Consider the following 26,254-nt stretch of genomic DNA (forward strand, 5'->3'; position numbering starts at 1 on the left):
ACCGGGTCGCCGGGCACCGAGCGCGCGGCCCGGGTCGTCCCGTACCCGGGGCTGGGCCACGGGCAGGCATCCGGAGGCGGGGGGGCGGAGCCCATGCAGTCCCCGAGAACCGGCGCCCGGCCCGGGTCGCCCGACCCCGGGCAGCCCGGCCTCGACGGTCCCGCACCGAGCACGCGGCCCGGTCGCCCCCTACCGGGGCCGAGCCCCGGCCCCCCGGCACCCCGCCTCGACGATCCCGCACCCGGCACGCGGCCCGGTCGTCCAGCGCCGGGGGCGGGCCTCGGTCGTCCCGTGCGCGGGGTGCCCCGGCCCGGGGCGTCCGGTGCGCCCGCTCGGGGTCCCGGGCGTCGGACCGCGGCCGGGTGAGGCCCCCCGGGCCGGGGTCGGCGGGCGCGGTTACAGTCCAGACATGAGCAAGCCCCGGTCCCTCGTCCTGCCCGCCGGCACCCGTGCCCACCACCTCGTGACGGCCCGGGGGGACTTCGCCGTCCTCGACGCCGGGCCCCGGGGCGAGCGACGCGGGACGGTGCTGCTGCTGCCCGGGTACACCGGCAGCAAGGAGGACTTCCTGGCGCTGCTCGGTCCGCTGAGCGAGGCCGGGTACCGGGCGGTGGCGGTGGACGGGCGCGGCCAGTACCAGTCCCCGGGGTCCCGCGGCCGGGCCGGCTACCGCCGCCGGGCGCTGGCGCTCGACGCGGTGGCGCAGGCGTCGGCGCTCGGCGACGGCCCGGTCCATCTGCTCGGCCACTCCTTCGGCGGCCTGGTCGCCCGCGCGGCCGCCGCGCTCGCCCCCGCCGCCTTCCGCTCGCTCACCCTGCTCTCCTCGGGCCCCGGCCGGGTCGCCCGGCCGCAGCGGGTCCGGGTGCGCGCGCTGCGCGTCGCCCTCGCGTTCCTGCCGAAGGAGCGGGTGTGGCAGGCGATGTGCTGGCTGGACAGCCGGGGCGAGGAGCCGGACACGGACGACGCGCCGGAGCTCGCGGGCTTCCTGCGGCGGCGCTGGATGCGGACCCGGATCGCGCAACTGGCGGGCGCGGGGAGGCTGCTGCTCAGCCGTCAGGACGGCACGGCGGAGCTCGCCGCGCTGCGGATGCCGCTGCACATCGCGTACGGGGCGGACGAGATGGTCTGGCCCACGGCGGCGCTCGCGGAGACGGCGGCCCGCACGGGCGCGCACCACACGGTCGTGGCGGGCGCCGGCCACTCCCCCAACGTGTCGCACCCGCGGGAGCTGACGGACCGCCTCACCGGCTTCTGGGAGCGGACGGCGGCCCCCGCCGGAGTCGGCTCCGCCCGCTGACCCCGGGTCGCCGGCGCCCGCGGGCGGGGTTCAGAACTGCGCCTTGAGGTGCTGCCAGAAGCCGTCCCGCAGGGCCCGCCGGAGTCCCGCGTGGCCGCGCAGGGACCGGCTGAGCAGCCGCTCCGCCTCGACGAGCAGGTCCTGGTCGACGGGACCCGGCAGATAGGGCGCGCCCGGCAGCAGCTCGGCGAGCCGGTCCCGGCCGCGTTCGCCGAGCCAGGTCGCGGCGATCTGGGCGCCGACGAACCGCACCTCCTCGCGGGACGGCGGCGGCTCGCCCTCGTTCTCGTACGTGGTGACGGGACGGCGGGTGACGTACGGGCGGCAGAAGTCGAGCTCGAAGGTGCGCTGGCTGTCGACCTCCCAGAGGAGCGCCTCGGCCTGGTTGCGGCCCTCGGCGGCCTCGATGCCCCAGAGGTGGACGCGGGCGCCGTAGCCCTGGGCCGCCTCGACGGCCGAGACGAGGTCCTCGTCGCCGCCGACCAGGGCGGCGTCGCTGATGGCGCGGTGGCGGGCGAGCGACTCCAGGTCGGTGCGGATGAGGGAGTCGACGCCCTTCTGCTGGTTGTTGGCGTTGAGGTTGCCGAGGCGCACCTTGACGTCGGGAAGCTCGGCGATGGCCTGCTGCTCGGGGGTGTGGATGCGGCGTCTGGCCCCGTCGTACCAGTAGACGCGGAGCAGTCTGCTGTCGGCGAAGATCGTGCGGGCCTTGTCGATGAAGGCCTCGATGAGGCCCTCCGCGTCGAGGTCGAAGGAGCGCCGGTCCTCGGTTCCCGTCACCAGCAACCCGGCCGCAGCATGGACGTAACCTGCGTCGACGAAGATGGCATGGGTGGAAGGGGTCTTGGCGACCTCGGCCAGCATCCGCTGGAGGAGCTCATTGGTGCGCTCCAGGCGCCCGTCGAGGGCGCGCAGGCGGGCGTCGGTCTCGGTCACCTGAGTGGTGTCTGCGTCGTTCATACGGGGCTCATTGTCCGCCGCTCCGGGTCCGGCCGCCACACCCTCCTACCCGTCAGTAGTTAGACATCCGAAAATTTTCCTTAGCGTAAGGAATGTTTGCAGGATGCATGTCGTTGGACCCATACGTAACGCAGTTCTCCACCAGGAGGATCAACTCAGACGAAGGGAGAAGCCTGTGCGCTTCGAAATCCTGCGACTCGACGACATCGACGGCACGCCCGTCGACCGGACCGTCGTGGACGCCGCCTCCGTCAACCGGATCGTGCAGCAGGCCGCCTCGATCGGCCAGCGCATCTGGATCCGCCCCGCCGAGACCTCGGCCTCGTAACAGGTCGGGTCCATCCCACGCACCGCGCCCCCGCACGGACTTCGCCAGAGCGGAATCCGTACGGGGGCGCAGTGGTGTCCGGGGGCTCCCCCGGCGCGTCAGGCGTTCCGGACGACCTGCGTCACGCCGTTGATGATCTGCTGCACCGCGATGGCGGAGAGCATCATGCCGGCGAGGCGGGTGACGAGGACGACACCGCCGTCCTTGATGACCCGGATGATCACCAGCGAGTAGCGCATGGTCAGCCAGAGCACGACGTGCATGGCGACGATGGCGGCCCAGACGGAGACCTGCGCGGCCGCTCCGTCGGCGTTCTGGACGGCGAGGATCACCGAGACGATGGCGCCGGGCCCGGCGAGCAGCGGCATGCCGAGCGGGACCAGGGCGACGTTGACGTCCTTGGTCTGCTTGGGCTCGTCGGTCTTGCCGGTGAGCAGGTCGAGCGCGATGAGCAGCAGCAGGAGGCCGCCCGCGATCATCAGCGCGGGGACCGAGACGTGCAGGTAGTCCAGGATCTGCTGGCCGAGCAGACCGAAGACGGAGATGACCCCGAAGGCCACGGCGACGGCCTGCCAGGCCATCCGGCGCTGGACCTTGGCGGCGCGGCCGGAGGTGAGGGCCAGGAAGATCGGGGTGATCCCGGGGGGATCCATGATCACGAAGAGGGTCAGGAACAGCGAGCCGAAGACGGCGGCGTCGAACACGGTGGGGTGCCTTGCGGGAGAGGTCGAACGGTGGGTGCGGCCCGGCCCGCGGAATGCGGGATTCCGACGGCGGGGCAGGAGGGAAGGCCGCCCCCCGCTTCACGGCACGGAGCCGTGAGGGGGCGGACCGGGAAGGAAGCGGAGCGCCGGGCGGACGCGACACGGACCGCGCGGCCCGCATCCTCGGGGGCGGGACACGGCGCGGCGGACCTCCCGGCCGACAGACCGGGGGAACGGGTACCGCGGTGAGGATCCGGGCTCCGCGGAGCCCGGACGGCCCGGCTACTCGGGGCCGGTCGGGCCCTGGGCGGCGGGTCCGCCCGCGCCGGGGACGGGGAAGGCCCCGGCGGCCCGGCGGGTGATCTCGCCGTAGATCTCGGGGTCGGTCGTGTACTCGCCGAGGCGGCAGGTCTTGCGGCTGCCGTGGTAGTCGCTGGAGCCGGTGGTCAGCAGACCCAGCTCCCTCGCGAGCCCGCGCAGCCGCGCCCGCGTCGCCTCGTCGTGGTCCATGTGGTCGACCTCGATGCCGTCGAGTCCGGCCTCGGCGAGCCGGGCTATCGAGGCCTCGGGCAGCACCTGTCCGCGCTTGACGGCGAGCGGGTGCGCGAAGACGGTGACGCCGCCGGCCGCCTTGACCAGGCGGATGGCGTCGATCGGGTCGAGTTCGTGCTTCCCGACGTACGCCCGCCCGCCGTCGGCGAGCCACTCGGGCGTGAAGGCGCCGGACACGTCCCGGACGACCCCGAGCTCGACGAGGGCCTCGGCGACGTGCGGGCGGCCCACGGAGCCGTCACCCGCGATCCGGGCGACCTGGTCCCAGGTGACGGGGACGCCCAGGTCCTGGAGCTTGCCGACCATGGCACGCGCGCGGGGGACCCGGTCGTCGCGGACGAGTTCGCGCTCGGCGAGGAGGGCGGGCTCCTCGGGGTCGAAGAGGTACGCGAGCATGTGCAGGCCGACGCCGTCGATCCGGCAGGAGAGCTCGGCCCCGGTGACGAGGGTCAGCCCCTCGGGCAGCGCGGCGATCGCCTGGGCGTGGCCCCGGGTGGTGTCGTGGTCGGTCAGCGCGACGACGTCGAGTCCGGCGGCGGCCGCATTGCGGACGAGCTCGGCCGGGGAGTCGGTCCCGTCGGAGGCCGTGGAGTGGGTGTGCAGGTCGATGCGCACGACGCGGTACTCCAGGGCTTCGGCACGGACGGGGGACGCTCCAGCATAACGGGCGAATCGAACACGCCCGTACGGCGGGAGGCGGCCGGACCGGGCCTCCGGGCCGCGGGACCCCTCAGCCCAGCAGACGCGGCGTCAGGGCTCCGCACGGCAGGAGCTCGACCTCGGCGCCGGCGTCCCGCAGGTCCGTCAGGACGAGCTCGTCGTACATCAGGAGGCCGGACTGCTCGGGCCAGACGATCGCCCACAGCCAGAGGCCGCGGGCCTCGCCCGCGAACACCGCTCGGTCCTGCGGGGCGCCGTTGACGTGCCAGAGCGGTGTCGGGCGTCCGGCGGCGAGGACCTTCGTCTGCGGGGGCTTGTCGATGGCCATGCCCGCGCCGGGATCGGGGCCGTCGATGCCGGCGTACCGCGCGCCGAGGCCGACGCCGAGCTCCTCGGCGACGAGGAGGAGCTCGCCGATGCCCCCGAGGGGGCCGGGTCCCGAGCAGGCGACGGCGGTCGCGCGTCCTCCGCTGCGGTCGTCGCCCGCGTACGCGACTCCGGTGAAGAGCCAGCCGACGGGCAGGGGCCACGGCATCCACACCGGGACGTGGGACCGGTGCACCACGACGCCGAGGGCCTCGACGCTGGGCGGGATCACGGGCTGGAGCGGGTGCACCGAGCCGTGCACGTCACACTGCCAGGAGTCGGCGAAGAGTCCGGGCGCCCTGACCCGGCCACCGCACTTCGGACAACTGGGTTCGCCCCTCATAGGGCTCAACGGTCCTACCACCGGAGCCCCGCGTCAAGGACGGTCACCGACGATCACCCGTCCGGCCCGTGGCGTTCACCCCACGCCACCCGCCCATATAGATGTAACTTGCATCCATTAGCCTCCCTAACTTATTCTGTGTATATCGCAACGATCTCTACGCGGAGGAGCGGCACCCATGGAGAGAGCAGAGGAAGGCTTCGGCGGGGGCGGCATCCTGCGCCAGCCCCCGGCCGTCTGGGCCACGGCCGGGGCGTCCGTCGTCGCCTTCATGGGCATCGGCCTGGTCGATCCGATCCTGCCGTCGATCGCCCGGGGCCTGGACGCGACACCCAGCCAGGTGTCGCTCCTCTTCACCTCGTACTTCCTCATCACCGCCGTCGCGATGCTGGTGACCGGCTTCGTCTCCAGCCGGATCGGGGGCCGCCGGACGCTGCTCGCCGGACTCGCGCTGGTCGTCGTCTTCGCGGCCCTCGCCGGCACCTCGGACTCCGTCGGCGAGCTCGTCGGCTTCCGGGCCGGCTGGGGACTCGGCAACGCCCTCTTCGTCTCGACCTCGCTCGCCGTGATCGTCGGCGCCGCGGCCGGCGGCAGCGCGGCCGCGATCCTGCTCTACGAGTCGGCGCTCGGCCTCGGCATGGCCTGCGGGCCGCTGGTCGGCGCCGTGCTCGGCGACGCGAGCTGGCGCTATCCCTTCTTCGGCACGGCCGCGCTGATGGCCGTCGGCTTCCTCTGCATCACGGTCTTCCTCAAGGAGCAGCCGAAGCCGGCCCGCAAGACCTCGCTGCTCGACCCGATCCGGGCCCTGAGCCACGGCGGGCTCGCCTCGGCCGCGGCCGCCGCGTTCTTCTACAACTACGCGTTCTTCACGGTGCTCGCCTTCACCCCGTTCGTCCTGGACATGTCCCCGTACCGGTCCGGCGCGGTGTTCTTCGCCTGGGGCGTGCTGCTCGCCGTCTCCTCGGTCCTGGTGGCCCCGCGGCTCCAGCGGCGCTTCGGCTCGCTCACGGTGCTCGGCGGCTCGCTCGTGCTCCTCGCGGCCGACGTGGTGGTGCTCGGCTACGGCAGCCACACGACCGCGGTCGTCTGCACGGTCCTGTCGGGCGTGTTCATCGGCGTCAACAACACCGTCTTCACCGAGCTCGCCCTGGGCGTCTCGGACGCCCCGCGCCCGGTGGCCAGCGCCGGCTACAACTTCGTCCGCTGGTTCGCCGCGGCGGCGGCCCCGTACTTCGCGCCGAAGATCGAGGAGTGGAGCGACGTCCACATGCCCTTCGTGGTCGCCGGCGTGGCCGCGGTGCTCGGCGCCGTGGTCGTCCGGGTCCGCCGCGGCTCCCTGGTCCCCGCGGCCGGGGAGCGCGCTCCGGAGCGCGCCGCGCCGCAGGGCGCCGAGGTCCTCGCGGGCTGAGCCCGCCGGACACCGGCCGCCGCAGGGGACGGACCCGCGGCGGCCGGTTTGGGGCGCACGGCCCGGGCAACACGGAATCCATGAGAGGCATCGACTCCGTCATAAGAACCGTGGCCCACGTCCTCGCGGGCATCCTGGTCGTCTGGATCGCCCTGGACCTGCTCGACGCCAACCGGGCGAACACCGTCGTGGGCTGGTTCCACAGCGCCGCGGACTGGCTCGCGGGCTGGTCGATCGGACTGTTCGACGTCGCCAACCACACCTTCCAGGTGCTGCTCGACTACGGCATCCCCGCGGTGGTCTACGTGGTGATCGCCAATCTCGTCGCCAGCAGGGCCGTCGCCCGGGCGTGACCGCGCCCCGGCGGACGGAGCACCCGGACGGGCCGCGCGCAGCCGCCCCGGGCGATCCGTCGCGTCCGGCCCCGCGGCCGGACCGCGGGGAGACCCGTCCGTCCGCCGGCTCCTCAGTCGAGCCGCACGGATCCGCGCAGCGGATCGCGCAGGTCCGTGCCCTGCGCCAGCCAGCGCTCCTCCAGCGCCTGGGCCCCGTGGACCCGCTTCCACGCCGCCTCGTTGGGGGTCATCGGCAGCAGCGGCAGGAAGCGGACCGGGTCCATCGGCTCGTCGAGCTCCAGGTCCTCGACCAGGCCGCCCGACCCGGCGACCAGGACCGAGCTGAACGCGGCGCCCGGCCAGAGCGGGTCGCCGACGTCGAGCGAGGCGCCCGCGGCCACGACGACGCCCTCGACCTGCGGGGTCGCGGCGAGGACAGCGAGCGGGCGCAGCACCTTGTCGGTGTCGGCGAGCCCGGCCCGTACGGTCAGGACGAGCTCGGCGCGCGGGCCCTTGACGGGGTCGGCGAGCGCGGCGGTCGGATCGGCCATCGGCTGCGCGGACATGCCGAGGGTCGCGTACCGCACGAGGTCGCCCTCGACGAAGCGGAGCACCTCGATCCGGTCCGTCCCGAGGAACGTCACCGCGGCCCGCGCGTCCGGTTCCCCGAGCGCCGTGCGCAACCGGGCTTCGACCAGAGCAAGAACTTCTCCCATGTCTTGAGCATAAAGCGCGTATGGAACGGGCAAAGGAAGGGATTGACCCTCAGTCGGCTGATAGTCTTGGCCGCTGGTCGGGAGTCCCGAACTCCCGACTACTCGTCACATGTCATCCCTCACGAGGGACCGGCCGGAGGAGGTGGGGCTGCGATGGACCGAAGTCGATCGGGCAGTACCAGCCGCTCTTCCGCCCCGCACCCGAGCCCGGTGCGTACGCACTTCCGGTGATCCCGGCCCGTGTCTCCCACGGGGTCCGCCCTCTCCGGCATCTCGCACGACGGAAGAGCATCTCGCCTTTGCCTGTCTGTAGCGAACGCCGTCACCGCGATCCCTCGGTGCCGCCCGCTTTGTGGACGACGTAGCTCCACGTCCCCATTCCGGGCAGTTCCACGCTCGCCGACGGCTTCTCCGTGAAGGAGCATGCCCATGTCGATGATCCGTGACCTGCGCGCCGCCGTCCGTCCGAGCCTGCGGCACCCCCTGCGCAAGACCCCCACCACGTACACCTCGTACGACCCCACCCGCGACCACACGGCCTCCAGCGCCGTGGTCGACTGCGCCGTCTACCGCGACGGGCGCCGCGTCGACGACCGCGAGTGCCTCACCCCGCGCGGCGCCATGAGCCGGGTGCGGGAGAACGGCGGCTTCGCCTGGATCGGCCTGCACGAGCCGACCGAGGCCGAATTCGCGGGCATCGCGGCCGAGTTCGGGCTGCACCCGCTCGCCGTCGAGGACGCCGTCCACGCCCACCAGCGGCCCAAGCTGGAGCGGTACGACGACACCCTCTTCACCGTCTTCAAGACGATCCACTACGTCGAGCACACCGAACTCACCGCGACCAGCGAGGTCGTCGAGACCGGTGAGGTGATGTGCTTCACCGGCCCCGACTTCGTCATCACCGTCCGGCACGGCGGCCAGGGCTCCCTGCGCAACCTCCGGCACCGCCTCCAGGGCGAGCCCGAACTCCTCGCCAAAGGGCCCTCGGCGGTGCTGCACGCCCTCTCCGACCACGTCGTCGACGGCTACATCGCGGTCGCCGACGCCGTCGAACTCGACATCGACCAGCTGGAGATCGACGTCTTCTCGCCGGCCGCGAAGGGCTCGACGCGCGGCACGGACACCGGCCGGATCTACCAGCTGAAGCGCGAGGTACTGGAGTTCAAGCGGGCCGTGACCCCGCTGCTCCGGCCGATGCAGCTGCTCTCGGAGCGGCCGATGCGGCTGGTCGACCCCGACATCCAGAAGTACTTCCGGGACGTCGCCGACCACCTCGCACGCGTCCAGGAGCAGGTCGTCGGCTTCGACGAACTGCTGAACTCGATCCTCCAGGCCAACCTGGCGCAGGCGACCGTCGCGCAGAACGAGGACATGCGCAAGATCACCTCGTGGGCGGCGATCGTCGCCGTCCCCACGGCGGTCTGCGGCGTGTACGGCATGAACTTCGACCACATGCCCGAGCTGCACTGGAAGTACGGCTACCCGATGGTGCTGACCGGCATCGTCGCGATCTGCTTCACCATCCACCGCACGCTGAAGCGCAACGGCTGGCTCTGACCGCCGGGGCACGTCCGGGCGGGGCCGGGGAACACCGCCGGCCCCGCCCGGACGGGGGACATCCCCTAGGCTTCGGGCCATGACTGAAGAGCTGCTCGGGTCCGCCCTCGTCGAGGAGGCCACGAAGAAGTCCGGCCTGGTGTGGGTCCGCGGCACCGGCCCGGCCCGCGCGCTCTGGCACGTCTGGTCGGACGGCGCCGCGTTCGTCGTCGGCGACGGCCCCGGCGAGCAGCCGCTGTCCGGACTGGTGGACGGCGGCACGGCCGAGGTCACGGTCCGCAGCAAGGACAAGGGCGGCCGGCTGGTCGCCTGGACGGCGGCCGTACGGGAGATCGCGCACGGCACCGAGGAGTGGGACGCGGCGGTCGCCGAGCTGAAGGGCAAGCGGCTCAACGCACCCGACGGCGAGGCCATGACGGACCGCTGGGGCCGCGAATGCCGCGTCCTGCGGCTCGACCCCCGCTCCTCGACCACGGAGCTGCCGGACGGCTCCCTGGCGGCCGTGCCGCTGCCCTCGCCGGCCACGACCCGCGACCCGGTGCCCGCCGGGCTCCCCCGGCTGCTGGTCAAGCGCCGCCGGCGCCGCTGACCCGGCCGCGGACCTCCGGCGGCAGCCCCCCGGATCAGGTCCTGGGCAGCTGCTTGCCGTAGTCGAGGATCTCCTCCTTCGACGGCTCGGACAGCAGGAAGTCCTTGTTCCACTCGGAGAGCACGACGAGGCCCGCTCCCCCGCCCCGCGCGAACTGCAGCGGGTACGGGTCGCCCTGCAGGGCCACGTCGAGCGTGCCGCCCTCCCCGTCCGCGCCGCCCTTGACCTTGATCGTGCGGACCCCGCCGATCTGGTCCCGGTCGCCCTTGACCTTCTCGCCGTGCAGCCCGGTGAGACCGTCGAGCAGCAGGTCCATGTCGGTGAACCCGCGCAGCTGCTTGTACGCGGGGTCGCCCTGCGGCACCTTCACGTACTTGTCGTCGAGCTTGTCGGCGGCCTCGGCGTCCGCCTCCGTCGGCTCCTCGCCGCCCTCCGCGCCGTGCGACCAGAAGTCCGCGTCCGCCTTCAGGTAGAGCGCCTCGCCGACCCGCAGCAGCTCGAAGGTGCTGTTCTTCGTCGTCACCGAGCCGGTGGCGCCGTCCTGCCGCAGGCGCATGTTCAGCTTGAAGGTGTCGCCCTTGCTGACCAGGGTGCCGGAGAGCCGCACCGCGTCGGCGCCGTCCGCGGCGGACCGCGCCTTCCCCTCGATCTCGGCCGCCGACAGCTTCCCGACCCCGTTGGTCCCCTCGTCCGGATCCGCGGCGCAGGCCGTGAGCCCCACGGTCAGGCCGGCGCAGAGCGCGAGCGGCACGACGGCCCGGTGGATACGCGACGACGCGGCACGAACAGCCATCGGCGCTGCCTCTCATGTCGTGGGGGGACACGGGCCGCGGCCCCCTGCGGGGAGACCCGGGGCGGCGGCCCTCTGTGCTGCCAGTTGTCGCCGGGCGGACGGCCGGCGTGCCGGTGGGGACGGCAGACCGCAGCGTACCCGGGCCGGGCGACGCGCCCCGCAGCAGCCGTACGGAGGCGCTGCCGGGGCGGTGCGGAACGGCACGGGCTAGCCTGAACCCGGCAAAGCTCTGCAATGACTCGAATCGTGCGACACCGAGGAGGCGCGTGGCATGGCGGCAGGCGCCCCCCGGATCTTCGTCTCCCATCTCGCCGGGGTCCCGGTCTTCGACCCCGTCGGCGACCAGGTCGGCCGGGTCAGCGACCTGGTGGCGATGCTGCGCGTCGGCCGCAGGCCGCCGCGACTGCTCGGCATGGTCGTGGAGGTCCTCAGCCGGCGCCGGGTGTTCGTGCCGATGACCCGGATCACGGGCGTGGAGTCCGGCCAGGTCATCACGACCGGTGTGGTCAACATGCGACGCTTCGAACCGCGCCCCACCGAGCGCCTCGTCCTCGGCGAGCTCCTCGACCGGCGCGTCCGGCTCGTGGGGCCCGGCGGGCAGGAGGGCGAGGAGGTCACCGTCCTCGACGTCGCCATCCAGCAGCTGCCCGCCCGCCGCGACTGGGAGATCGACAAGGTCTTCGTCCGCAAGGGCAAGGGCGGGGTGCTGAGCCGCCGGGGCGAGACACTGACCGTCGAGTGGTCGGGCGTCACCGGCTTCTCCCTGGAGGAGCACGGGCAGGGCGCCGAGAACCTGGTCGCCACCTTCGAGAAACTGCGGCCCGCCGACCTCGCCAACGCCCTGCACCACCTCCCGCCCAAGCGGCGCGCGGAGGTCGCCGCCGCCCTCGACGACGACCGGCTGGCCGACGTCCTGGAGGAGCTGCCGGAGGACGACCAGATCGAGATCCTCGGCAAGCTGAAGGAGGAGCGGGCGGCCGACGTCCTGGAGGCGATGGACCCGGACGACGCGGCCGACCTGCTGTCCGAGCTGCCCGAGGAGGACAAGGAGCGGCTGCTCACCCTGATGCGGCCCGACGACGCGGCCGACGTGCGCCGCCTCTTGGCGTACGAGGAGCGCACGGCCGGCGGTCTGATGACGACCGAGCCGATCGTGCTGCGGCCGGACGCCACGGTCGCGGACGCGCTGGCCCGGGTGCGGCAGCAGGACCTGTCGCCGGCGCTCGCCGCGCAGGTGTACGTGTGCCGGCCGCCGGACGAGACGCCGACGGGGAAGTACCTGGGCACGGTGCACTTCCAGCGGCTGCTGCGCGATCCGCCGTTCACCCTGGTCAGCTCGATCGTGGACAGCGACCTGCCGCCGCTCGGCCCGGACACCCCGCTGCCGGCCGTCACCAGCTACCTCGCCGCGTACAACATGGTCGCGGCGCCCGTGGTCGACGAGAGCGGGTCGCTGCTCGGGGCGGTCACCGTCGACGACGTGCTCGACCACCTGCTGCCGGACGACTGGCGCGAGACCGAGTTCCACCAGGAGGGGGCCGGGCATGGCGGCTGAGCGCACGCAGGACCGCGAGCGGGACCGGGAGCGCGAGCGGCCGGGTCCCCGCATCCGGCTCGACCTGCCGCGCGAGCGGCGGGCCAAGCTGCTGCCGGAGTACGACCCCGAGGCGTTCGGGCGGCTCTCGGAGCGGATCGCCCGCTTCCTGGGGACCGGGCGGTTCCTCGTCTGGATGACCCTGACGATCATCGTCTGGGTCGTCTGGAACATCTTCGCGCCGGGGGCGCTCAAGTTCGACGAGTACCCCTTCATCTTCCTGACGCTGGCGCTGTCGCTCCAGGCCTCGTACGCGGCGCCGCTGATCCTGCTCGCCCAGAACCGGCAGGACGACCGCGACCGGGTCAACCTCGAACAGGACCGGAAGCAGAACGAGCGGTCGATCGCGGACACCGAGTACCTCACCCGGGAGATCGCGGCGCTGCGGATGGGCCTCGGCGAGGTGGCCACCCGCGACTGGATCCGCTCGGAACTCCAGGACCTGATCAGGGAGCTGGAGGAGCGCCGGGATCTATTCCCGCCGGCGGATCCCCGGGGAAGTGACGTACCCGACCGTTGACAGGCCTTTCATGGGCCGGTGGTCGGCGCCGTACCATCGTCGGTATGGCTATGGAAGACGCGGTGCTCGAAGCACTGGCGACGGTGAACGACCCCGAGATCAACAAACCGATCACTGAGCTCGGCATGGTCAAGTCGGTGGAGATCGAACCGGACGGCAAGGTCGCCGTCACGGTCTACCTGACCGTCTCCGGCTGCCCGATGCGCGAGACCATCACCCAGCGGGTGACCGACGCCGTCGCCGGCGTCGAGGGCGTCACCGCGGTCGACGTCGCGCTGGACGTGATGAGCGACGAGCAGCGCAAGGAGCTGGCCGCGGCGCTGCGCGGCACGGGCGCCGAGCGCGAGGTGCCGTTCGCGAAGCCCGGCTCGCTGACCCGGGTGTACGCGGTCGCCTCCGGCAAGGGCGGCGTCGGCAAGTCCTCCGTCACCGTGAACCTGGCCGCGGCGATGGCCGCCGACGGGCTGAAGGTCGGCGTCGTCGACGCCGACATCTACGGCCACAGCGTGCCGCGCATGCTGGGCGCGGACGGCCGTCCGACCCAGGTCGAGAACATGATCATGCCGCCGTCGGCGAACGGCGTGAAGGTCATCTCCATCGGCATGTTCACCCCGGGCAACGCGCCGGTGGTGTGGCGCGGCCCGATGCTGCACCGCGCGCTCCAGCAGTTCCTCGCGGACGTGTACTGGGGCGACCTGGACGTCCTCCTGCTCGACCTGCCCCCGGGCACCGGCGACATCGCGATCTCGGTCGCGCAGCTGGTCCCGAACGCGGAGATCCTGGTCGTCACGACCCCGCAGCAGGCGGCGGCCGAGGTCGCCGAGCGGGCCGGCTCCATCGCCGTCCAGACCCACCAGAAGATCGTCGGCGTGGTCGAGAACATGGCGGGCCTGCCGTGTCCGCACTGCGACGAGATGGTCGACGTGTTCGGCACGGGCGGCGGCCAGCGGGTCGCCGACGGTCTGACGCAGACCACGGGGGCGACGGTCCCGGTGCTCGGCTCGATCCCGATCGACGTACGGCTCCGCGAGGGCGGCGACGAGGGCAGGCCCGTGGTCCTGTCCGACCCGGACTCGCCGGCCGGCGCGGCGCTCCGCGCGATCGCCGGCAAGCTCGGCGGCCGCCAGCGCGGCCTCTCCGGCATGAGCCTCGGCATCACGCCGCGCAACAAGTTCTGAGACGCGACGAAGGGCGCCCTCCCGGGGAGGGCGCCCTTCGTCGTGCCGTCAGGCGTACGCGTCGAGGTCCTTGATCTGGGCGAAGCCCAGCCCGTACGCGCTCATCCCGCGCCCGTAGGCGCCGATGTGCACCTCGCCCGCGGAGCCCGCGAGGACCCAGCCGAACTCCGACTCGCGGTAGTGGAACGGCACCGGCACCCCGTCCACCGGGAGCGAGAGCGTCGTCCACTCCGCCCCGCCGAGGTCGTCGGCCAGCTCGAAGGCCGTCTCGGTCTGCTGGTCCAGCCAGTTGTCCCGCGTCGCGTGGTCCAGCGAGGGGGGCCAGGTGTGCACCAGCAGGCCCGAGCCGGCCAGCCAGGCCGCCGAGGACACGGTGGTGGCGTCGAGGACGCCCGTGCCGTCACCGGTCCGCCGGACCGGGCTCGCGGCCACCGTCACGACGACGGCGAACCGCTCCTTCTCCGCTGCGCTCGCGTCGGTCTTTATCGACGGCGTCTCCCCGTGCCCGGTCGAGCCGTGCTGCACGCTGCCGTCCGCCGCCGTCCCCACCTGCATCAGCCAGCGCGGCCCGGTGAACGCCTCGTCGAGGCCGTACCAGGGGAAGGGTGCCCGCAGATACCCCTCGGCGGTCCGCCGGGCCAGGGGCACGCCCTCCACCCGACTCGTGGTCTCCATTTCGGCCGCCTCCTCGTTCCGTCAACAGAGGGAGGATAGCCACCAGGACGCGTCGGGTCGGTGACAGCCCGTCGTCAGGTCGCGTCGGAGTCGTACGGAGGACGCTCGTCGGTGCCCGGCTTGTCCTGCTTCTTCAGCAGGTCCGGGGTGCCGTTGGCGGAGGTCACGGCGCCGGCCGCGGCCGAGCCGTTGACGGCCGAGGTCTGCGGCTCGCGGCCGTGGACCGCGTCGGCGACGTCGTTCATCTCCTTCTTGAGGTCGAAGCTGCCGCGCAGCTCCTTGAGCTCCCGGAGGTCCTCGTTCTGGTCCATCTGCTTGCGGAGGAACGTCTTCGGGTTGAGGTCCTCGAACTCGAAGTCCTTGAAGTCCGGCCCCAGCTCGCTCCGGATGTCCTCCTTCGCGCTGTCCGAGAAGTCCCGGACCTTCTTGATGAAGCGCGAGACGTCCTGGATGACCTTCGGGAGCTTGTCCGGCCCGAAGACGAGCACGGCGAGGACGACGAGCGTCACCAGCTCGAGTGCGCCTATGTCGCTGAACACCTGGTAGCTCCTTCATGCCGGTCAAGGGCCCGGTCCACGGTACCCGCCCAAACTGCCGGACGGGTACCTCCCGGTGTCCGCCACATGGCGCTCACGTGCCCTGGGACGAGCCGAGGGTCAACGTCTTTGTCAGCTCTTTGCCACCGCGGGTCAGGGTGAGCTCCAGCCGGTCGCCGGGGCGGTGGGCGCGGATCTTCACGATCAGCTCCTCGCCGTTGTGCACGCGCTGGCCGTCGACCTTGGTGATGACGTCGCCTGGGCGGAGCCCGGCGGTCGCGGCGGGCCCGCCGGGCGTGACGGAGGCGGAGCCGTCCTTGCCCTTCTCGCCGACCCGGGCGCCGTCGCCGTTGAACTGCATGTCGAGGCTCACACCGATGACGGGGTGGGTGGCCTTGCCGGTGTTGATGAGTTCCTCGGCGACCCGCTTGCCCTGGTTGATCGGGATGGCGAACCCGAGGCCGATGGAGCCCGGCTGGGAGGCGCCGTCGCCCTCCCCGTCGCCCGAGCCGCCGGCGGCGCGGATGGCGCTGTTGATGCCGATGACCCGACCCTTGGAGTCCAGGAGGGGGCCGCCGGAGTTGCCGGGGTTGATGGGGGCATCGGTCTGCAGGGCGTCGACGTAGCTGATGTCGCTGCCGTCGCCCTTCTCGCCGCCGGCGGTGATCGGGCGCTCCTTGGCGCTGATGATGCCGGAGGTGACCGTGTTGGAGAGGTCGAACGGGGCGCCGATGGCGACGACGGGGTCGCCGACGCGGACGTCCTCGGAGTTCCCCAGGGGCAGCGGCTTGAGGCCGGAGACCCCGGTGACCTGGACGACCGCGAGGTCGTAGCCGGTGTCCTTGCCGACGACCCTGGCACGGGCGGTCTCGCCGCTGGAGAAGGTCACCGAGATGTCCCGGGAGGACTCGGCGCCGTCCACGACGTGGTTGTTGGTGAGGATGTGGCCCTTGGTGTCGAGCACGAAGCCGGTGCCGGTGCCGGACGAACCGCCGCCCTTCACGTGCAGGGTGACGACGCCGGGCAGGGCGCCGGCCGCGATCCCGGCCACGCTGTCCGGGGCGCGGTCGGTGTCGCCTCCCGCCGCCTGCGGCAGCTCGACGGTGGTGATCCCGCCGTTCCGCTCGACGTACGCGCCGATGCCGCCGCCGATGACTCCGGTGACGAGCGCGAGGACGAGGGCGCCGGCCAGGGCGAGCCCCTTGCGGGACTTCCTCGGGGGCAGCGGCGGGAGCCCGGCGCCGCCGGCCGTCCAGGGGTCGTACTGCCCCCAGGGCGCACCGGCCGGCGGCGGCACGGCGGCGCCCGGCGCGGGGTGCGGGGGTCCGTGGTGCGGCGGCGCGGGGGGTACGTGGCCCTGCGACGGCGGTACGGGCGCCGGGTGGCGCTGTACGGGCGGCGCGGGCGCCCAGGGTCCGGGCTCGCCGTAGGGCGGCGTCCGGTACTCGTCGGGCGCGTGGAGGGGCGCCGGCGCGGGCCGGGCGGACCGCGGTGCGTCGTCCGCGGGGGCCGCGGCGACCGGGAGCGTCTCGGTGGGGGCCGCGTCCGCGGGGGTCCCGGCGACCGGAAGGGTCTCGGTCGGGGCCGCGTCCGCGGGGGTCTCGCCCTTGGTCATCCGGACGGCCGGCGCGTCGGCGGCGCTCTCCCCCGGCGCCGCCCCGGCCGGCGCGTCGGCGGTCTCCGGCAGGTCCGGGGCCCCGGTGCGGGCCGCCGGATCCGTCACGTCGGCCGCCGCGGTGCCGGTGGCCGCGGGCGCCTCGGTCGGCGGCTGCGGCGCGGGCAGCGGAAAGTCGCCGTCGGTGTCCTGCGTGCCGGTGGCGTCCTCCGCGCGGTCGCCCGTCGGAGGCGGCGTGGGTATCCGTGCCGCCTCCGGTGCGCTCGACGGCCGGCTCCACCAGTTCGGCTTCCCGTTCTCCATGCTCTCCCCGCAACCCGCTGACCCGTCCGCGCCCCCTTGGGCGGGCGTCCCTGTCCCTGGATTCAACCAGGTCGCGGGTCAGCGGTGGGAGCCGAGCGGCGCGGTCGTCGGACCGGGCGCCGGAGCGGGCGCGGGGCCGAGGGCCAGCCGGAGTGCCGGAGCCGTCGGTCGTACGAACGGCGAGAGGGCCAGCAGCGACGGCGTGCCCGGCTCCCGGAACCGTACCGCCACCAGGGGCATCGCCGGGGAGCGCACCGCGTCCGGCGGGACGGCGCCGGCCGGCACCGTGCCGGGACCGAGCGGCGACACCGGTCCGTGCGGGAGGGCGGCCGGGATGCCGGGGGTCAGCGGAGCGCCGGGAAGCACGTGCCCGTCGACGGACTGGGCGCCGCGCTCGCCGGAGCGGTTGCCCCGTCCGAGGGCGGTGCCGCCGCCGGGGCCGGTGGCGGTGGTGCGCAGCGGGGTGACCGCCGTGCCGGTGCCCTGGCCGCCGCGCGCGCTCGCGTTCACCGAGGCCTCCAGCGGCAGGGTGCCGCCGAGGGCGATGGCCGCGAAGGAGACGGCGCTGGCCGCCGCGAAGGCGAAGCGCCGGCCGCGCCAGGAGGATCCGGCGCGGTCGCCGACCTCGTGGATGCGGAAGCCGGTCTGCGGGCCGGGGTGTGCGGGGTGCGGGGTGACGACGGCGGCCGTGGCGAAGCCGTCGGAGCGCACGCCGCCCGCGCCGAGGAGCTCTTCGAGGGGGCCGCGCGGTCCGCCGGGCTCACCGGGGCCCCCGGGCAGTCCCTGGAGCCGGGCGAGGAACCCTTCCGAGGGCGGCGGCGGGGCCGCCGAGGCGAAGACGCTCTTGAGGGTGCGCTGCGCGTCGGCCTCCGACTTGCAGCGGGCGCAGGTCGCGAGGTGGGCGAGGACCCGCTCGCGGGCGTCGTGGCCGAGTTCGCCGTCGACGAGCGCGGCCAGCCGGTCCCCGAGGTGGTGTTCCGCGGGGGTGGGAGAGGAGGGAGCTGTGCCGCTCACGCTGTGCCCGCCTCCCATCCGACGGAGGCCAGGGCACGCTCCGCCCGTGCTTCGGGCGAGCGGTGCTTGAGGGCCTTGCGCAGGTGGGAGCGGCCGCGGTGGATGCGGCTGCGGACGGTGCCGAGCTTGACGCCGAGGGTCGCGGCGATCTCCTCGTACGACAGTCCTTCGATGTCGCAGAGGACGACCGCGGCGCGGAACTCGGGCGCGAGGGTGTCGAGGGCCTGCTGCACGTCGGCGTCGAAGTGGGTGTCGTTGAACACCTGCTGCGGGGAGGGCTCGCGGCTGGGCAGCCGCTCGGCGGCGTCGTCGGCGAGCGCGTCGAAGCGGATGCGCTGCTTGCGGCGCACCATGTCGAGGAAGAGGTTGGTGGTGATGCGGTGGAGCCAGCCCTCGAAGGTGCCCGGCGTGTACGTCGACAGCGAGCGGAAGACGCGGACGAAGACCTCCTGCGTCAGGTCCTCGGCGTCGTGCTGGTTGCCGGTCAGCCGGTAGGCGAGGCGGTACACGCGGCCGCTGTGCGTGCTGACGATCTCCTCCCAGGTGGGCGGAGTCCACGCCTGCGATTCCGCATCCGATGCGAAGGTCGCGGTGGTGGGAGCGGAGTCGGCGGTGCGGATTCGGTCAGCGGTGTCGGTCACGGATTTCGGCTCACCCGCCGACCTGAGAAGACGCCGAAGCACTCCTCCCCGATCCACAGGCGCAGCCGCACCTCCCCTGTCGGCTCTGGTGGTGTCCAGTGGAGCCCCTACCATAGCCACCTCGCCCGTTAGCTCCGGATAAGAATCTTTACGCGAATTTGGAGCCGGGTCCCCCGGCTTCCTCCTGCGCGTCCTTCCCCTGGTGAACGCCCGGTCCCATCTGCGGGTTCCCGCTGACAGCGGATACAGTCACCGTTGCGTCAACTACGGGGACAGGAGAGGGCCATTACCGCCAACCGGCAGACGAGCTGGTCGTTCGCCGACGCCTTCGTCGCCGAGGACGAAGCTCTGCGCTGGGCCCGCGAGCGGGCCCGGGAGGCAGGGCTGCCGTCGGTGTCCCCGGGCACCGGCGGGGCGCTCCGCCTGCTCGCCGCCACGGCGGACGCGAAGGCGGTGGCGGAGATCGGCACGGGGACCGGTGTGTCGGGCATCTACCTGCTGCTGGGGATGCGGCCGGACGGCGTCCTGACCACGGTGGACCTCCAGCCGGAGCGGCAGCAGCTCGCCAAGACGGCGTTCCGCGCGGCGGGCTTCGCGGGGAACCGGGCCCGCTTCATCCCCGGCCGGGCCCTGGACGTCCTGCCGCGCCTGGCGGACGGCGGGTACGACCTGGTGTTCTGCGACGGCGACCGGCTCGAGTACCTGGACTACCTCGCTGAATCGTTGCGCCTGCTGCGACCTGGCGGGCTCGTCTGCTTCGAGGGCGTCTTCGCGGACGGCCGCACGGTCGATTCCGGGGCCCAGCCGGCCGAGGTCCAGCGGGTCCGCGAGCTGCTGCGCACGGTCCGGGAGAGCCAGGAGCTCATCCCCTCGCTGCTGCCGGTGGGCGACGGCCTGCTCTGTGCGGTCCGCCGCGGCTGAGCCGCCCGCCCGGCGGGGACGCGGTCCCGGGCCGGCCGCGGACCGCCCCGTACACACCACCGCCCCGGTACGGGCGGAGCCGTACCGGGGCGGTGGTCAGGATGCGAGGGAGAGTCAGCCGACGACCTTCTTCAGTGCGTCGCCCAGCGCCTCGGCCTCGTCGGGGGTCAGTTCGACGACCAGCCGACCGCCGCCTTCGAGCGGAACGCGCATGACGATGCCCCGCCCCTCCTTGGTCACCTCGAGCGGGCCGTCACCCGTCCGCGGCTTCATGGCCGCCATGCTTGTTCCCCTTCCTGAAACCAGCTCTTTGTCAGCCGGGCAGCTCCATGACCTGGAGCACGCGTCACCGGCTTCGAACACATTGCTTCCAGGTCATTATCCCGCATGGCAGGACCCGATGACCAACATCGAATGGCATCGCTTGCGCAACGCGCTCTCTCAAAACCCCACATTTCGGCGATCGGCCTGCGATACTGCGCCGCTCGGAGTCCGGCCCGGCCCGTTGATTCTTTGACGCAGCTCACATGGGCGGGGCGGGTGATGTCCGCCATGCTGTGCAGGTCAACCACGCGAAGAGGCGAAGGGAACCCCATGGCCGACACGGTGCTCTACGAGGTGAGCGACGGGCTCGCCACCATCACGCTCAACCGGCCCGAGGCCATGAACGCGATGAACGTGGCGGCGAAAGTGGCCCTCCGGGACGCCGCCGAGACGGCCGCGTCGGACCCCGCCGTCCGGGCGGTGCTGCTCACCGCGGCGGGCGAGCGGGCGTTCTGCGTCGGCCAGGACCTCAAGGAGCACGTGGGCCTGCTGATGGCGGACCACGAGAACGGCACCCGCGAGACCATGACCACGGTCCGCGACCACTACAACCCCATCACCCGGGCCCTCGCGGGCATGCGGAAGCCGGTCGTGGCGGCCGTGAACGGCGTGGCGGCCGGGGCCGGCTTCGGCTTCGCGCTGGCGGCGGACTACCGGGTGGTGGCCGACACCGCCTCCTTCAACACGTCCTTCGCGGGGGTCGCCCTGACCGCCGACTCGGGCATGTCCTGGACGCTCCCCCGCCTGATCGGCCCGAGCCGCGCCGCCGACCTGCTGCTCTTCCCGCGGTCGATCACCGCGCAGGAGGCGTACGACCTCGGCATCGTGAACCGGCTGGTGCCGGCGGCCGACCTCGCCGCCGAGGCGGAGAAGGTGGCCCGTCGGCTGGCCGAGGGTCCGACGGTGGCGTACGCGGCCCTGAAGGAGTCCCTCGCCTACGGCGCCGACCACTCCCTGTCCGAGGCACTGGACAAGGAGGAGGAGCTCCAGAGCCTCGCGGGCGCCTCCGAGGACCACACGATCGCGGTCCGCGCCTTCATCGCCAAGGAGAAGCCGACCTACCTGGGCCGGTGACGGGACCGGAATCCCGTTCGTACGGGCGGGTGGGCGTGTCCGCGGGACCCGCCCACCGCTCGCGCCCTAGCGGCCGCCCCGGGCCAGGCAGCCCTCCAGGTGGTCGTCGACCAGGCCGCACGCCTGCATCAGCGCGTAGGCCGTGGTCGGGCCGATGAAGCGGAGGCCGCGCTTCTTGAGGGCCTTCGAGAGGGCCGTGGACTCGTCGGTCACCGCCGGGACGTCCGCGAACACCCGCGGCGCGGGGCGGGTCGCCGGGTCGGGGGCGTGGGACCAGATCAGCTCGTCGAGTGCGCCGGGCGGCCAGTCGGCCAGCAGCCTCGCGTTGGCGAGGGTCGCGTCGATCTTGGCCCGGTTCCGGATGATGCCCTCGTCCAGCAGGAGCCGTTCGCGGTCGGCCTCGCCGAAGCCGGCCACCGAGGCGATCCGGAATCCGGCGAACGCCGCCCGGAAGCCCTCGCGGCGGCGCAGGATCGTGATCCACGACAGGCCCGACTGGAAGGCCTCCAGGCAGAGCCGCTCGAACAGCGCGTCGTCGCCGTGGACCGGGCGGCCCCACTCCTCGTCGTGGTACGCCACGTAGTCCTCGGTCGACAGGCCCCAGGGACAGCGCAGCCGTCCGTCCGGTCCCGCCACCGGCCCGCCGGCCGTCACGCCCGACCATCCTCGCCGTCGCCGGCGGCGGCCGCTCCCGCGAGCGCCTCCTCCAGCTCCGAGATCCGGGCGTCCCGCTCGGCCAGCTCGGCGCCGAGGCGGACCAGCACGTCGTCCACGTCGGCCATCCGGTAGCCGCGGACCGCGACGGGGAGGCGGAGCGCCTCGACGTCCGCGCGGTCGACCGGGCGGGCCGCCGGGAGGGGATCGACGAGCTCCTCGGGCGCCACGTCGGGCAGCACCTCGCTGTCGCCGCCGCCGACCACGGCCAGGGTCACCGCGGCCACGACCACGACCATCGTGATGAGCAGAAACCAGAACACCTGCGTGCCTCTCCCCGGAGTGGAAAACGTCCCGTGCCGATCGTGCCATGCGCCACCGGCGGCTAGGGTCGCAGACGAGGCGGGCGACGGGCCGCGAGGGAGGACAAAAGGGATGCTGCGCTTGGGACGGCGTGAATTCGGGCCGCACGAGCCGGTGATCATGGCGATCGTGAACCGGACCCCGGACTCGTTCTACGACCAGGGCGCCACCTTCCGGGACGAGCCGGCGCTCGCCCGCGTCGAGCAGGCCGTGGCCGACGGGGCCGCGATCATCGACATCGGCGGGGTGAAGGCGGGCCCCGGTGAGGAGGTCACGGCCGAGGAGGAGGCGCGCCGCACGGTCGGCTTCGTCGCGGAGGTCCGCAGGCGCCATCCCGAGGTCGTCATCAGCGTGGACACCTGGCGGGCGGACGTCGGCGCCGCGGTCTGCGAGGCCGGCGCGGACGTCCTGAACGACGCGTGGGGCGGGGTCGACCCGGAACTCGCCGCGGTCGCCGCGAAGTACGGCGCGGGCCTCGTCTGCACGCACGCGGGCGGCGCGGAGCCGCGGACGCGGCCGCACCGCGTCGTGTACGAGGACGTCATGGCCGACATCCTGCGCGTGACCGTGGGCCTGGCGGAGCGGGCGGTCGCGCTCGGGGTCCGGCGGGACGGGATCATGATCGACCCGGGGCACGACTTCGGGAAGAACACCCGGCACAGCCTGGAGGCGACCCGGCGCCTCGGCGAGATGGCGGAGACCGGGTGGCCGGTCCTCGTCTCCCTGTCCAACAAGGACTTCGTGGGCGAGACGCTCGACCGGCCGGTGAAGGAGCGGGTCCTCGGGACCCTGGCGACCACCGCCGTGTCCGCCTGGCTGGGGGCGCAGGTGTACCGCGTGCACGAGGTCGCCGAGACGCGGCAGGTGCTCGACATGGTGGCGTCCATCGCCGGGCACCGGGCACCGGCGGTGGCCCGCCGGGGGCTGGCGTAGGGCTCGGTCCGCGCGGGGCGGGGTGGTGACGGAGGCGGCCGTCGCCCCCCGCCCCGCGGACCGCTACTTGCCCGTCTCCTTCGTGACCAGCGCCACCGCCTCGTCCACGTCGTCCGTGACGTGGACGAGGAGCAGGTCCCGCTCCGAGGCCTTGCCGCCCGCGACGACCGAGTCGCGGAGCCAGTCCACGAGGCCCTTCCAGTACTCCGTGCCGAACAGGACGATCGGGAAGCGGGTGACCTTGCGGGTCTGGACCAGGGTCAGCGCCTCGAAGAGCTCGTCGAGGGTGCCGAGTCCGCCGGGCAGGACGACGAACCCCTGGGCGTACTTCACGAACATCGTCTTCCGCACGAAGAAGTAGCGGAAGTTCACGCCGATGTCGACGTGCGGGTTGAGTCCCTGCTCGAAGGGGAGCTCGATGCCCAGGCCCACCGAGACGCCCTTGGCCTCCCGGGCCCCCTTGTTGGCCGCCTCCATGGCGCCGGGGCCGCCGCCCGTGATGACCGCGAACCCGGCCTCCACGAGCGCCCTGCCGAGACGGACGCCCGCCTCGTACTCCGGCGAGTCCGGCTTCGTGCGGGCCGAGCCGAAGACGCTGATCGCGCTCGGCAGTTCGGCGAGGGCGCCGAAGCCCTCGACGAACTCGGACTGGATGCGCATGACGCGCCAGGGGTCGGTGTGCACCCATTCCGAGTCGCCCTCGGTGTCGAGCAGCCGCTGGTCCGTGGTGCCCGGCTGGACCTGGTCCCTCCGCCTGAGCACCGGCCCGAGCCGCTGCTCCTCCGGCTTCGTCTCCCCGTCGGGGATCCCCATGGCCTGCTCCCTCCGTCGATCCAACGATCTTCTGGTCCGGTCAGAGTAGGACCACAGAGGTGACGAAACGCGAAATTACGGAAGTCGGGACGTGGGAAGTCCGGAGGTTCAGGCGGTCAGCCAGTCGCGGAGCCGTGCCTCGCAGTGGTGGATCCGGTCCACGGGCACGTGCTCGTCCCGCTTGTGCGCGTAGATCGGATCGCCCGGGCCGTAGTTGACCGCGGGCACCCCGAGGGCGCTGAAACGGGCCACGTCGGTCCAGCCGAACTTGGGCTGGGCGCTGCCGCCGACGGCCTTCATGAAGGCCTCCGCCGCCGGGTGGGAGAGGCCGGGCAGGGCGCCGGGGCTCTCGTCGTCGACCACGAGCTCGGTGATGTCGCAGTCGGCGAAGAACTCGCGGACGTACGCCAGGGCCTCGGCCGGGGAGCGGTCGGGGGCGTAGCGGAAGTTGACCGTGACCGTGCAGGCGTCGGGGATGACGTTGGTGGCGACGCCGCCCTGGATCGCGACCGCGTTGAGGCCCTCGTGGTACTGCAGGCCGTCGATGACCGGCTTGCGCGGCTCGTACGCGGCGAGGCGGGCGAGGATCGGGGCCGCGGAGTGGATGGCGTTGGAGCCCATCCAGGAGCGCGCGGAGTGGGCCCGCTCGCCCGCGGTGTGCAGGATCACGCGCAGGGTGCCCTGGCAGCCGCCCTCGACCTGGGCGTCGGAGGGCTCCAGGAGGACGGCGAAGTCGCCCTCCAGCCAGTCGGGGTGCGCGGCGGCGATCTTGCCGAGGCCGTTGAGGTCGGCGGCGACCTCCTCGTTGTCGTAGAAGACGAACGTGAGGTCGCGGTTGGGCTCGGGGACGGTGGCGGCGATCCGCAGCTGGACGGCGACGCCGGACTTCATGTCGGAGGTGCCGCAGCCCCACAGGACGCCGTTCTCGTCGAGCCGCGAGGGCACGTTGTCGGCGATCGGCACGGTGTCGATGTGACCGGCGAGGACGACCCGCTCGCCGCGGCCGAGGCGGGTGCGGGCGACGACGTTGTTCCCGTACCGGTCGACGGTGAGGTGCGGCAGGCCGCGCAGGGCCTGCTCGATGGCGTCCGCGAGCGGCTGCTCGGTCCCGCTGACGGACGGGAAGTCGACGAGGGCGGCGGTGAGCGCGGCCCCGTCCTGGGACAGGTCGAGGGGCGTGTCGAGCGGGGTGATGTCAGCCATGTGCCGACCCTAACGCGGCCTCCAGTACGGTGGGCCCCGTGTCCGAGCCCACCCGCCCCCGCCGTCGCGGTCGCCTCGCCCGTTCCGCGGCCGCCCTCGCCGCGCTCCTCGGCCTCGCCTCGTACGTGGCCTTCCACCAGATGACGGGGAGTACCGGCACGCCCCGGTGCAGTGTGGGCAGCGGGGACAACCGGTACGAGTTCACTCCGGAGCAGGCGTCGAACGCCGCCATGATCTCGGCCGTGGGCACCAGCCGGGGCCTGCCGGAGCGGGCGGTGACCATCGCGCTCGCGACGGCGCTCCAGGAGTCCGCCCTGCGGAACATCGAGCACGGCGACCGGGACTCGCTCGGCCTCTTCCAGCAGCGGCCCTCGATGGGCTGGGGCACGCCGGCGCAGATCATGGACCCGGTGTACGCGTCGGGGAAGTTCTACGACGGCCTGGAGAAGGTCCCGGGGTACTCGCGGCTGCCGCTGACGGTGGCGGCGCAGAAGGTGCAGAAGAGCGGTTTCCCGCAGGCGTACGCGAAGCACGAGCCGGACGCGACCCTGCTCTCGGCCGCGCTGACGGGCCGTTCCCCCGCCGCGCTCGTCTGCACGGCGAGCGATGTCGAGGGCCGTCCGGGGGATCCCGCGAAGGTGCGCGCGGAGCTGGTCCGCTCCTTCGGCGAGAAGGCGGCCCCCACGTCCGTGACGGGCGGCCCGAGCGCGGGCCGTTCGGCGGCCGAGCCGCCGGTGCTGGTGGTGCCGGTCGCGTCGGCGGCCGGGGGCGCGGCGCCGGACGGCCGGCGCGGCTGGGAGCTGGCGCAGTGGGCGGTGGCGCGGGCGGAGACGCTGCGCATCACGGAGGTCGTGTACGGGGACCGGGTGTGGCGCGCGGGTGAGGCCCGCGGGGGCTGGGCGGAGCTCCCGGGCGGCGCGAAGCCGGCCGAGACCTCGGGCGCGCCGGCCTCGGGCGCGGAGTCCGTCCGCATGCGGCTCGCCCCGTAGCGGCCGGTACCCCTCCACGCCCGGCCGGGCGACGACCCGGAACCGATCTGCCGGTGCTCCGGAACGGATCGGCCGATGATCCGGGGTCCGGTCGGGCGACGGTCCGGGACCGGTCTGCGGATGGTCCGGGGCAGACAGTCCGACGATCGGGGTTCGGCCGGCCGATCGATCCGGAAGGGATCAGCCGGCGCCACGGAACCGGTCAGCCGATGATCCGGACCGGTCGGCAGCCGGTCGACCGACGAATCGGCCGCCGATCGGTGGGCGATCACCCGTGCGGCGATTCACTCGCCCGT

Annotated in this window: 29 protein-coding genes; 13 read left to right on the forward strand and 16 right to left on the reverse strand. The window is 73.3% G+C overall.

Going from position 1 to position 26,254, the window contains the following annotated elements; genetic code table 11:
* Positions 1–409: 409 nt before the first annotated feature.
* Complete coding sequence (locus ACY0MR_RS13305; RefSeq protein ID WP_388793241.1) at positions 410–1,297, forward strand: alpha/beta fold hydrolase; 888 nt, start codon at positions 410–412, stop codon at positions 1,295–1,297.
* A 30-nt stretch (positions 1,298–1,327) separates the two neighbouring features.
* Here ACY0MR_RS13305 and ACY0MR_RS13310 read toward each other — a convergent pair whose 3' ends face one another.
* A complete protein-coding gene (locus tag ACY0MR_RS13310) occupies positions 1,328–2,257 on the reverse strand; it encodes an NYN domain-containing protein (RefSeq protein WP_361850591.1) in 930 nt (309 codons plus the stop codon).
* 175 nt (positions 2,258–2,432) lie between these two features.
* Here ACY0MR_RS13310 and ACY0MR_RS13315 point away from each other — a divergent pair, with 175 nt between their 5' ends.
* A complete protein-coding gene (locus tag ACY0MR_RS13315; protein WP_086024648.1) occupies positions 2,433–2,585 on the forward strand; it encodes a hypothetical protein in 153 nt (50 codons plus the stop codon).
* A gap of 98 nt (positions 2,586–2,683) precedes the next feature.
* On the opposite strand, the gene ACY0MR_RS13320 is transcribed toward ACY0MR_RS13315, so the two are convergent.
* The 3 genes from ACY0MR_RS13320 to ACY0MR_RS13330 all read right to left on the reverse strand — a co-directional run bounded on the left by ACY0MR_RS13320 (position 2,684) and on the right by ACY0MR_RS13330 (position 5,210).
* Complete coding sequence (locus ACY0MR_RS13320) at positions 2,684–3,289, reverse strand: MarC family protein (protein ID WP_473560859.1); 606 nt, start codon at positions 3,287–3,289, stop codon at positions 2,684–2,686.
* Positions 3,290–3,571: 282 nt separating this feature from the next.
* The gene (locus ACY0MR_RS13325) at positions 3,572–4,456 is read right to left on the reverse strand and encodes a PHP domain-containing protein (protein WP_388793238.1); all 885 of its coding nucleotides are present in this window, start codon (positions 4,454–4,456) and stop codon (positions 3,572–3,574) included.
* A gap of 115 nt (positions 4,457–4,571) precedes the next feature.
* Positions 4,572–5,210 carry a DUF6758 family protein gene (locus ACY0MR_RS13330; protein ID WP_361850597.1) on the reverse strand — a complete coding sequence of 213 codons (639 nt, stop codon included), beginning with the start codon at positions 5,208–5,210 and terminating at the stop codon, positions 4,572–4,574.
* A gap of 178 nt (positions 5,211–5,388) precedes the next feature.
* On the opposite strand from ACY0MR_RS13330, the gene ACY0MR_RS13335 reads away from it, so the two are divergent.
* The gene (locus ACY0MR_RS13335) at positions 5,389–6,618 is read left to right on the forward strand and encodes an MFS transporter (protein ID WP_403312166.1); all 1,230 of its coding nucleotides are present in this window, start codon (positions 5,389–5,391) and stop codon (positions 6,616–6,618) included.
* A gap of 110 nt (positions 6,619–6,728) precedes the next feature.
* Positions 6,729–6,971 carry a hypothetical protein gene (locus tag ACY0MR_RS13340; protein WP_388793234.1) on the forward strand — a complete coding sequence of 81 codons (243 nt, stop codon included), beginning with the start codon at positions 6,729–6,731 and terminating at the stop codon, positions 6,969–6,971.
* 113 nt (positions 6,972–7,084) lie between these two features.
* On the opposite strand, the gene ACY0MR_RS13345 is transcribed toward ACY0MR_RS13340, so the two are convergent.
* Positions 7,085–7,669, reverse strand: coding sequence for a suppressor of fused domain protein (locus ACY0MR_RS13345; RefSeq protein WP_388793232.1), 585 nt, complete (start codon positions 7,667–7,669; stop codon positions 7,085–7,087).
* A gap of 429 nt (positions 7,670–8,098) precedes the next feature.
* Here ACY0MR_RS13345 and ACY0MR_RS13350 point away from each other — a divergent pair, with 429 nt between their 5' ends.
* Both ACY0MR_RS13350 and ACY0MR_RS13355 read left to right on the forward strand, forming a co-directional pair.
* Positions 8,099–9,226 (forward strand): magnesium and cobalt transport protein CorA, encoded by a 1,128-nt coding sequence (locus tag ACY0MR_RS13350; RefSeq protein WP_361859262.1) that lies wholly within the window; start codon positions 8,099–8,101, stop codon positions 9,224–9,226.
* Between the two features lie 79 nt (positions 9,227–9,305).
* Positions 9,306–9,815 (forward strand): hypothetical protein, encoded by a 510-nt coding sequence (locus ACY0MR_RS13355; protein WP_473560862.1) that lies wholly within the window; start codon positions 9,306–9,308, stop codon positions 9,813–9,815.
* Positions 9,816–9,849: 34 nt separating this feature from the next.
* On the opposite strand, the gene ACY0MR_RS13360 is transcribed toward ACY0MR_RS13355, so the two are convergent.
* Positions 9,850–10,608: a hypothetical protein gene (locus ACY0MR_RS13360; protein ID WP_361859268.1), complete on the reverse strand. Its 759-nt coding sequence runs from the start codon at positions 10,606–10,608 to the stop codon at positions 9,850–9,852.
* A gap of 271 nt (positions 10,609–10,879) precedes the next feature.
* Here ACY0MR_RS13360 and ACY0MR_RS13365 point away from each other — a divergent pair, with 271 nt between their 5' ends.
* Genes ACY0MR_RS13365 through ACY0MR_RS13375 form a run of 3 tightly spaced genes read left to right on the forward strand, consistent with a single transcriptional unit; the run spans position 10,880 to position 13,900 of the window.
* Positions 10,880–12,163: a magnesium transporter MgtE N-terminal domain-containing protein gene (locus ACY0MR_RS13365; protein ID WP_388793231.1), complete on the forward strand. Its 1,284-nt coding sequence runs from the start codon at positions 10,880–10,882 to the stop codon at positions 12,161–12,163.
* Positions 12,153–12,722 carry a DUF1003 domain-containing protein gene (locus tag ACY0MR_RS13370; RefSeq protein WP_388793230.1) on the forward strand — a complete coding sequence of 190 codons (570 nt, stop codon included), beginning with the start codon at positions 12,153–12,155 and terminating at the stop codon, positions 12,720–12,722. The genes ACY0MR_RS13365 and ACY0MR_RS13370 overlap by 11 nt, the downstream gene beginning before the upstream one ends.
* A gap of 44 nt (positions 12,723–12,766) precedes the next feature.
* Positions 12,767–13,900, forward strand: a complete 1,134-nt coding sequence (locus ACY0MR_RS13375) for an Mrp/NBP35 family ATP-binding protein (protein ID WP_361859276.1) — start codon at positions 12,767–12,769, stop codon at positions 13,898–13,900.
* A 48-nt stretch (positions 13,901–13,948) separates the two neighbouring features.
* Here the strand turns inward: ACY0MR_RS13375 and ACY0MR_RS13380 are convergent, their stop codons facing one another.
* From ACY0MR_RS13380 to sigE, 5 genes are all read right to left on the reverse strand, one after another.
* Positions 13,949–14,575: a hypothetical protein gene (locus ACY0MR_RS13380; protein WP_473560866.1), complete on the reverse strand. Its 627-nt coding sequence runs from the start codon at positions 14,573–14,575 to the stop codon at positions 13,949–13,951.
* 74 nt (positions 14,576–14,649) lie between these two features.
* Entirely contained in the window at positions 14,650–15,114 is a 465-nt protein-coding gene (locus tag ACY0MR_RS13385; protein ID WP_388793228.1) for a sec-independent translocase, read from the reverse strand.
* 91 nt (positions 15,115–15,205) lie between these two features.
* On the reverse strand, positions 15,206–17,029 hold the full coding sequence (locus ACY0MR_RS13390; protein ID WP_473560868.1) for a S1C family serine protease: 1,824 nt from the start codon (positions 17,027–17,029) through the stop codon (positions 15,206–15,208).
* A gap of 78 nt (positions 17,030–17,107) precedes the next feature.
* Positions 17,108–18,043 (reverse strand): anti-sigma factor family protein, encoded by a 936-nt coding sequence (locus ACY0MR_RS13395; protein ID WP_404079129.1) that lies wholly within the window; start codon positions 18,041–18,043, stop codon positions 17,108–17,110.
* Positions 18,040–18,798, reverse strand: coding sequence for an RNA polymerase sigma factor SigE (gene sigE / locus ACY0MR_RS13400; protein ID WP_073912007.1), 759 nt, complete (start codon positions 18,796–18,798; stop codon positions 18,040–18,042). The genes ACY0MR_RS13395 and sigE overlap by 4 nt, the downstream gene beginning before the upstream one ends.
* A gap of 141 nt (positions 18,799–18,939) precedes the next feature.
* On the opposite strand from sigE, the gene ACY0MR_RS13405 reads away from it, so the two are divergent.
* Positions 18,940–19,605, forward strand: a complete 666-nt coding sequence (locus ACY0MR_RS13405; protein ID WP_073912004.1) for an O-methyltransferase — start codon at positions 18,940–18,942, stop codon at positions 19,603–19,605.
* Positions 19,606–19,719: 114 nt separating this feature from the next.
* On the opposite strand, the gene ACY0MR_RS13410 is transcribed toward ACY0MR_RS13405, so the two are convergent.
* Positions 19,720–19,887, reverse strand: coding sequence for a DUF3117 domain-containing protein (locus tag ACY0MR_RS13410; protein WP_009997451.1), 168 nt, complete (start codon positions 19,885–19,887; stop codon positions 19,720–19,722).
* 312 nt (positions 19,888–20,199) lie between these two features.
* On the opposite strand from ACY0MR_RS13410, the gene chcB reads away from it, so the two are divergent.
* A complete protein-coding gene (gene chcB, locus ACY0MR_RS13415) occupies positions 20,200–21,003 on the forward strand; it encodes a 2-cyclohexenylcarbonyl CoA isomerase (protein ID WP_361859802.1) in 804 nt (267 codons plus the stop codon).
* A gap of 66 nt (positions 21,004–21,069) precedes the next feature.
* Here chcB and ACY0MR_RS13420 read toward each other — a convergent pair whose 3' ends face one another.
* Together ACY0MR_RS13420 and ACY0MR_RS13425 are read right to left on the reverse strand one after the other, a co-directional pair.
* Complete coding sequence (locus tag ACY0MR_RS13420; protein WP_473560873.1) at positions 21,070–21,657, reverse strand: DNA-3-methyladenine glycosylase I; 588 nt, start codon at positions 21,655–21,657, stop codon at positions 21,070–21,072.
* A complete protein-coding gene (locus ACY0MR_RS13425) occupies positions 21,654–21,980 on the reverse strand; it encodes a hypothetical protein (RefSeq protein WP_388793219.1) in 327 nt (108 codons plus the stop codon). The genes ACY0MR_RS13420 and ACY0MR_RS13425 overlap by 4 nt, the downstream gene beginning before the upstream one ends.
* Before the next feature lie 112 nt (positions 21,981–22,092).
* On the opposite strand from ACY0MR_RS13425, the gene folP reads away from it, so the two are divergent.
* On the forward strand, positions 22,093–22,953 hold the full coding sequence (gene folP, locus ACY0MR_RS13430) for a dihydropteroate synthase (protein ID WP_388793217.1): 861 nt from the start codon (positions 22,093–22,095) through the stop codon (positions 22,951–22,953).
* A gap of 63 nt (positions 22,954–23,016) precedes the next feature.
* Here folP and ACY0MR_RS13435 read toward each other — a convergent pair whose 3' ends face one another.
* Both ACY0MR_RS13435 and dapE read right to left on the reverse strand, forming a co-directional pair.
* Positions 23,017–23,766, reverse strand: coding sequence for an LOG family protein (locus ACY0MR_RS13435; RefSeq protein ID WP_473560875.1), 750 nt, complete (start codon positions 23,764–23,766; stop codon positions 23,017–23,019).
* A 108-nt stretch (positions 23,767–23,874) separates the two neighbouring features.
* On the reverse strand, positions 23,875–24,969 hold the full coding sequence (gene dapE / locus ACY0MR_RS13440) for a succinyl-diaminopimelate desuccinylase (protein WP_473560878.1): 1,095 nt from the start codon (positions 24,967–24,969) through the stop codon (positions 23,875–23,877).
* 29 nt (positions 24,970–24,998) lie between these two features.
* On the opposite strand from dapE, the gene ACY0MR_RS13445 reads away from it, so the two are divergent.
* Positions 24,999–25,958, forward strand: coding sequence for a VldE C-terminal domain-containing protein (locus tag ACY0MR_RS13445; RefSeq protein WP_388793211.1), 960 nt, complete (start codon positions 24,999–25,001; stop codon positions 25,956–25,958).
* Positions 25,959–26,254: the final 296 nt, after the last annotated feature.

It is taken from the genome of Streptomyces sp. JN8 (genome assembly GCF_055808075.1).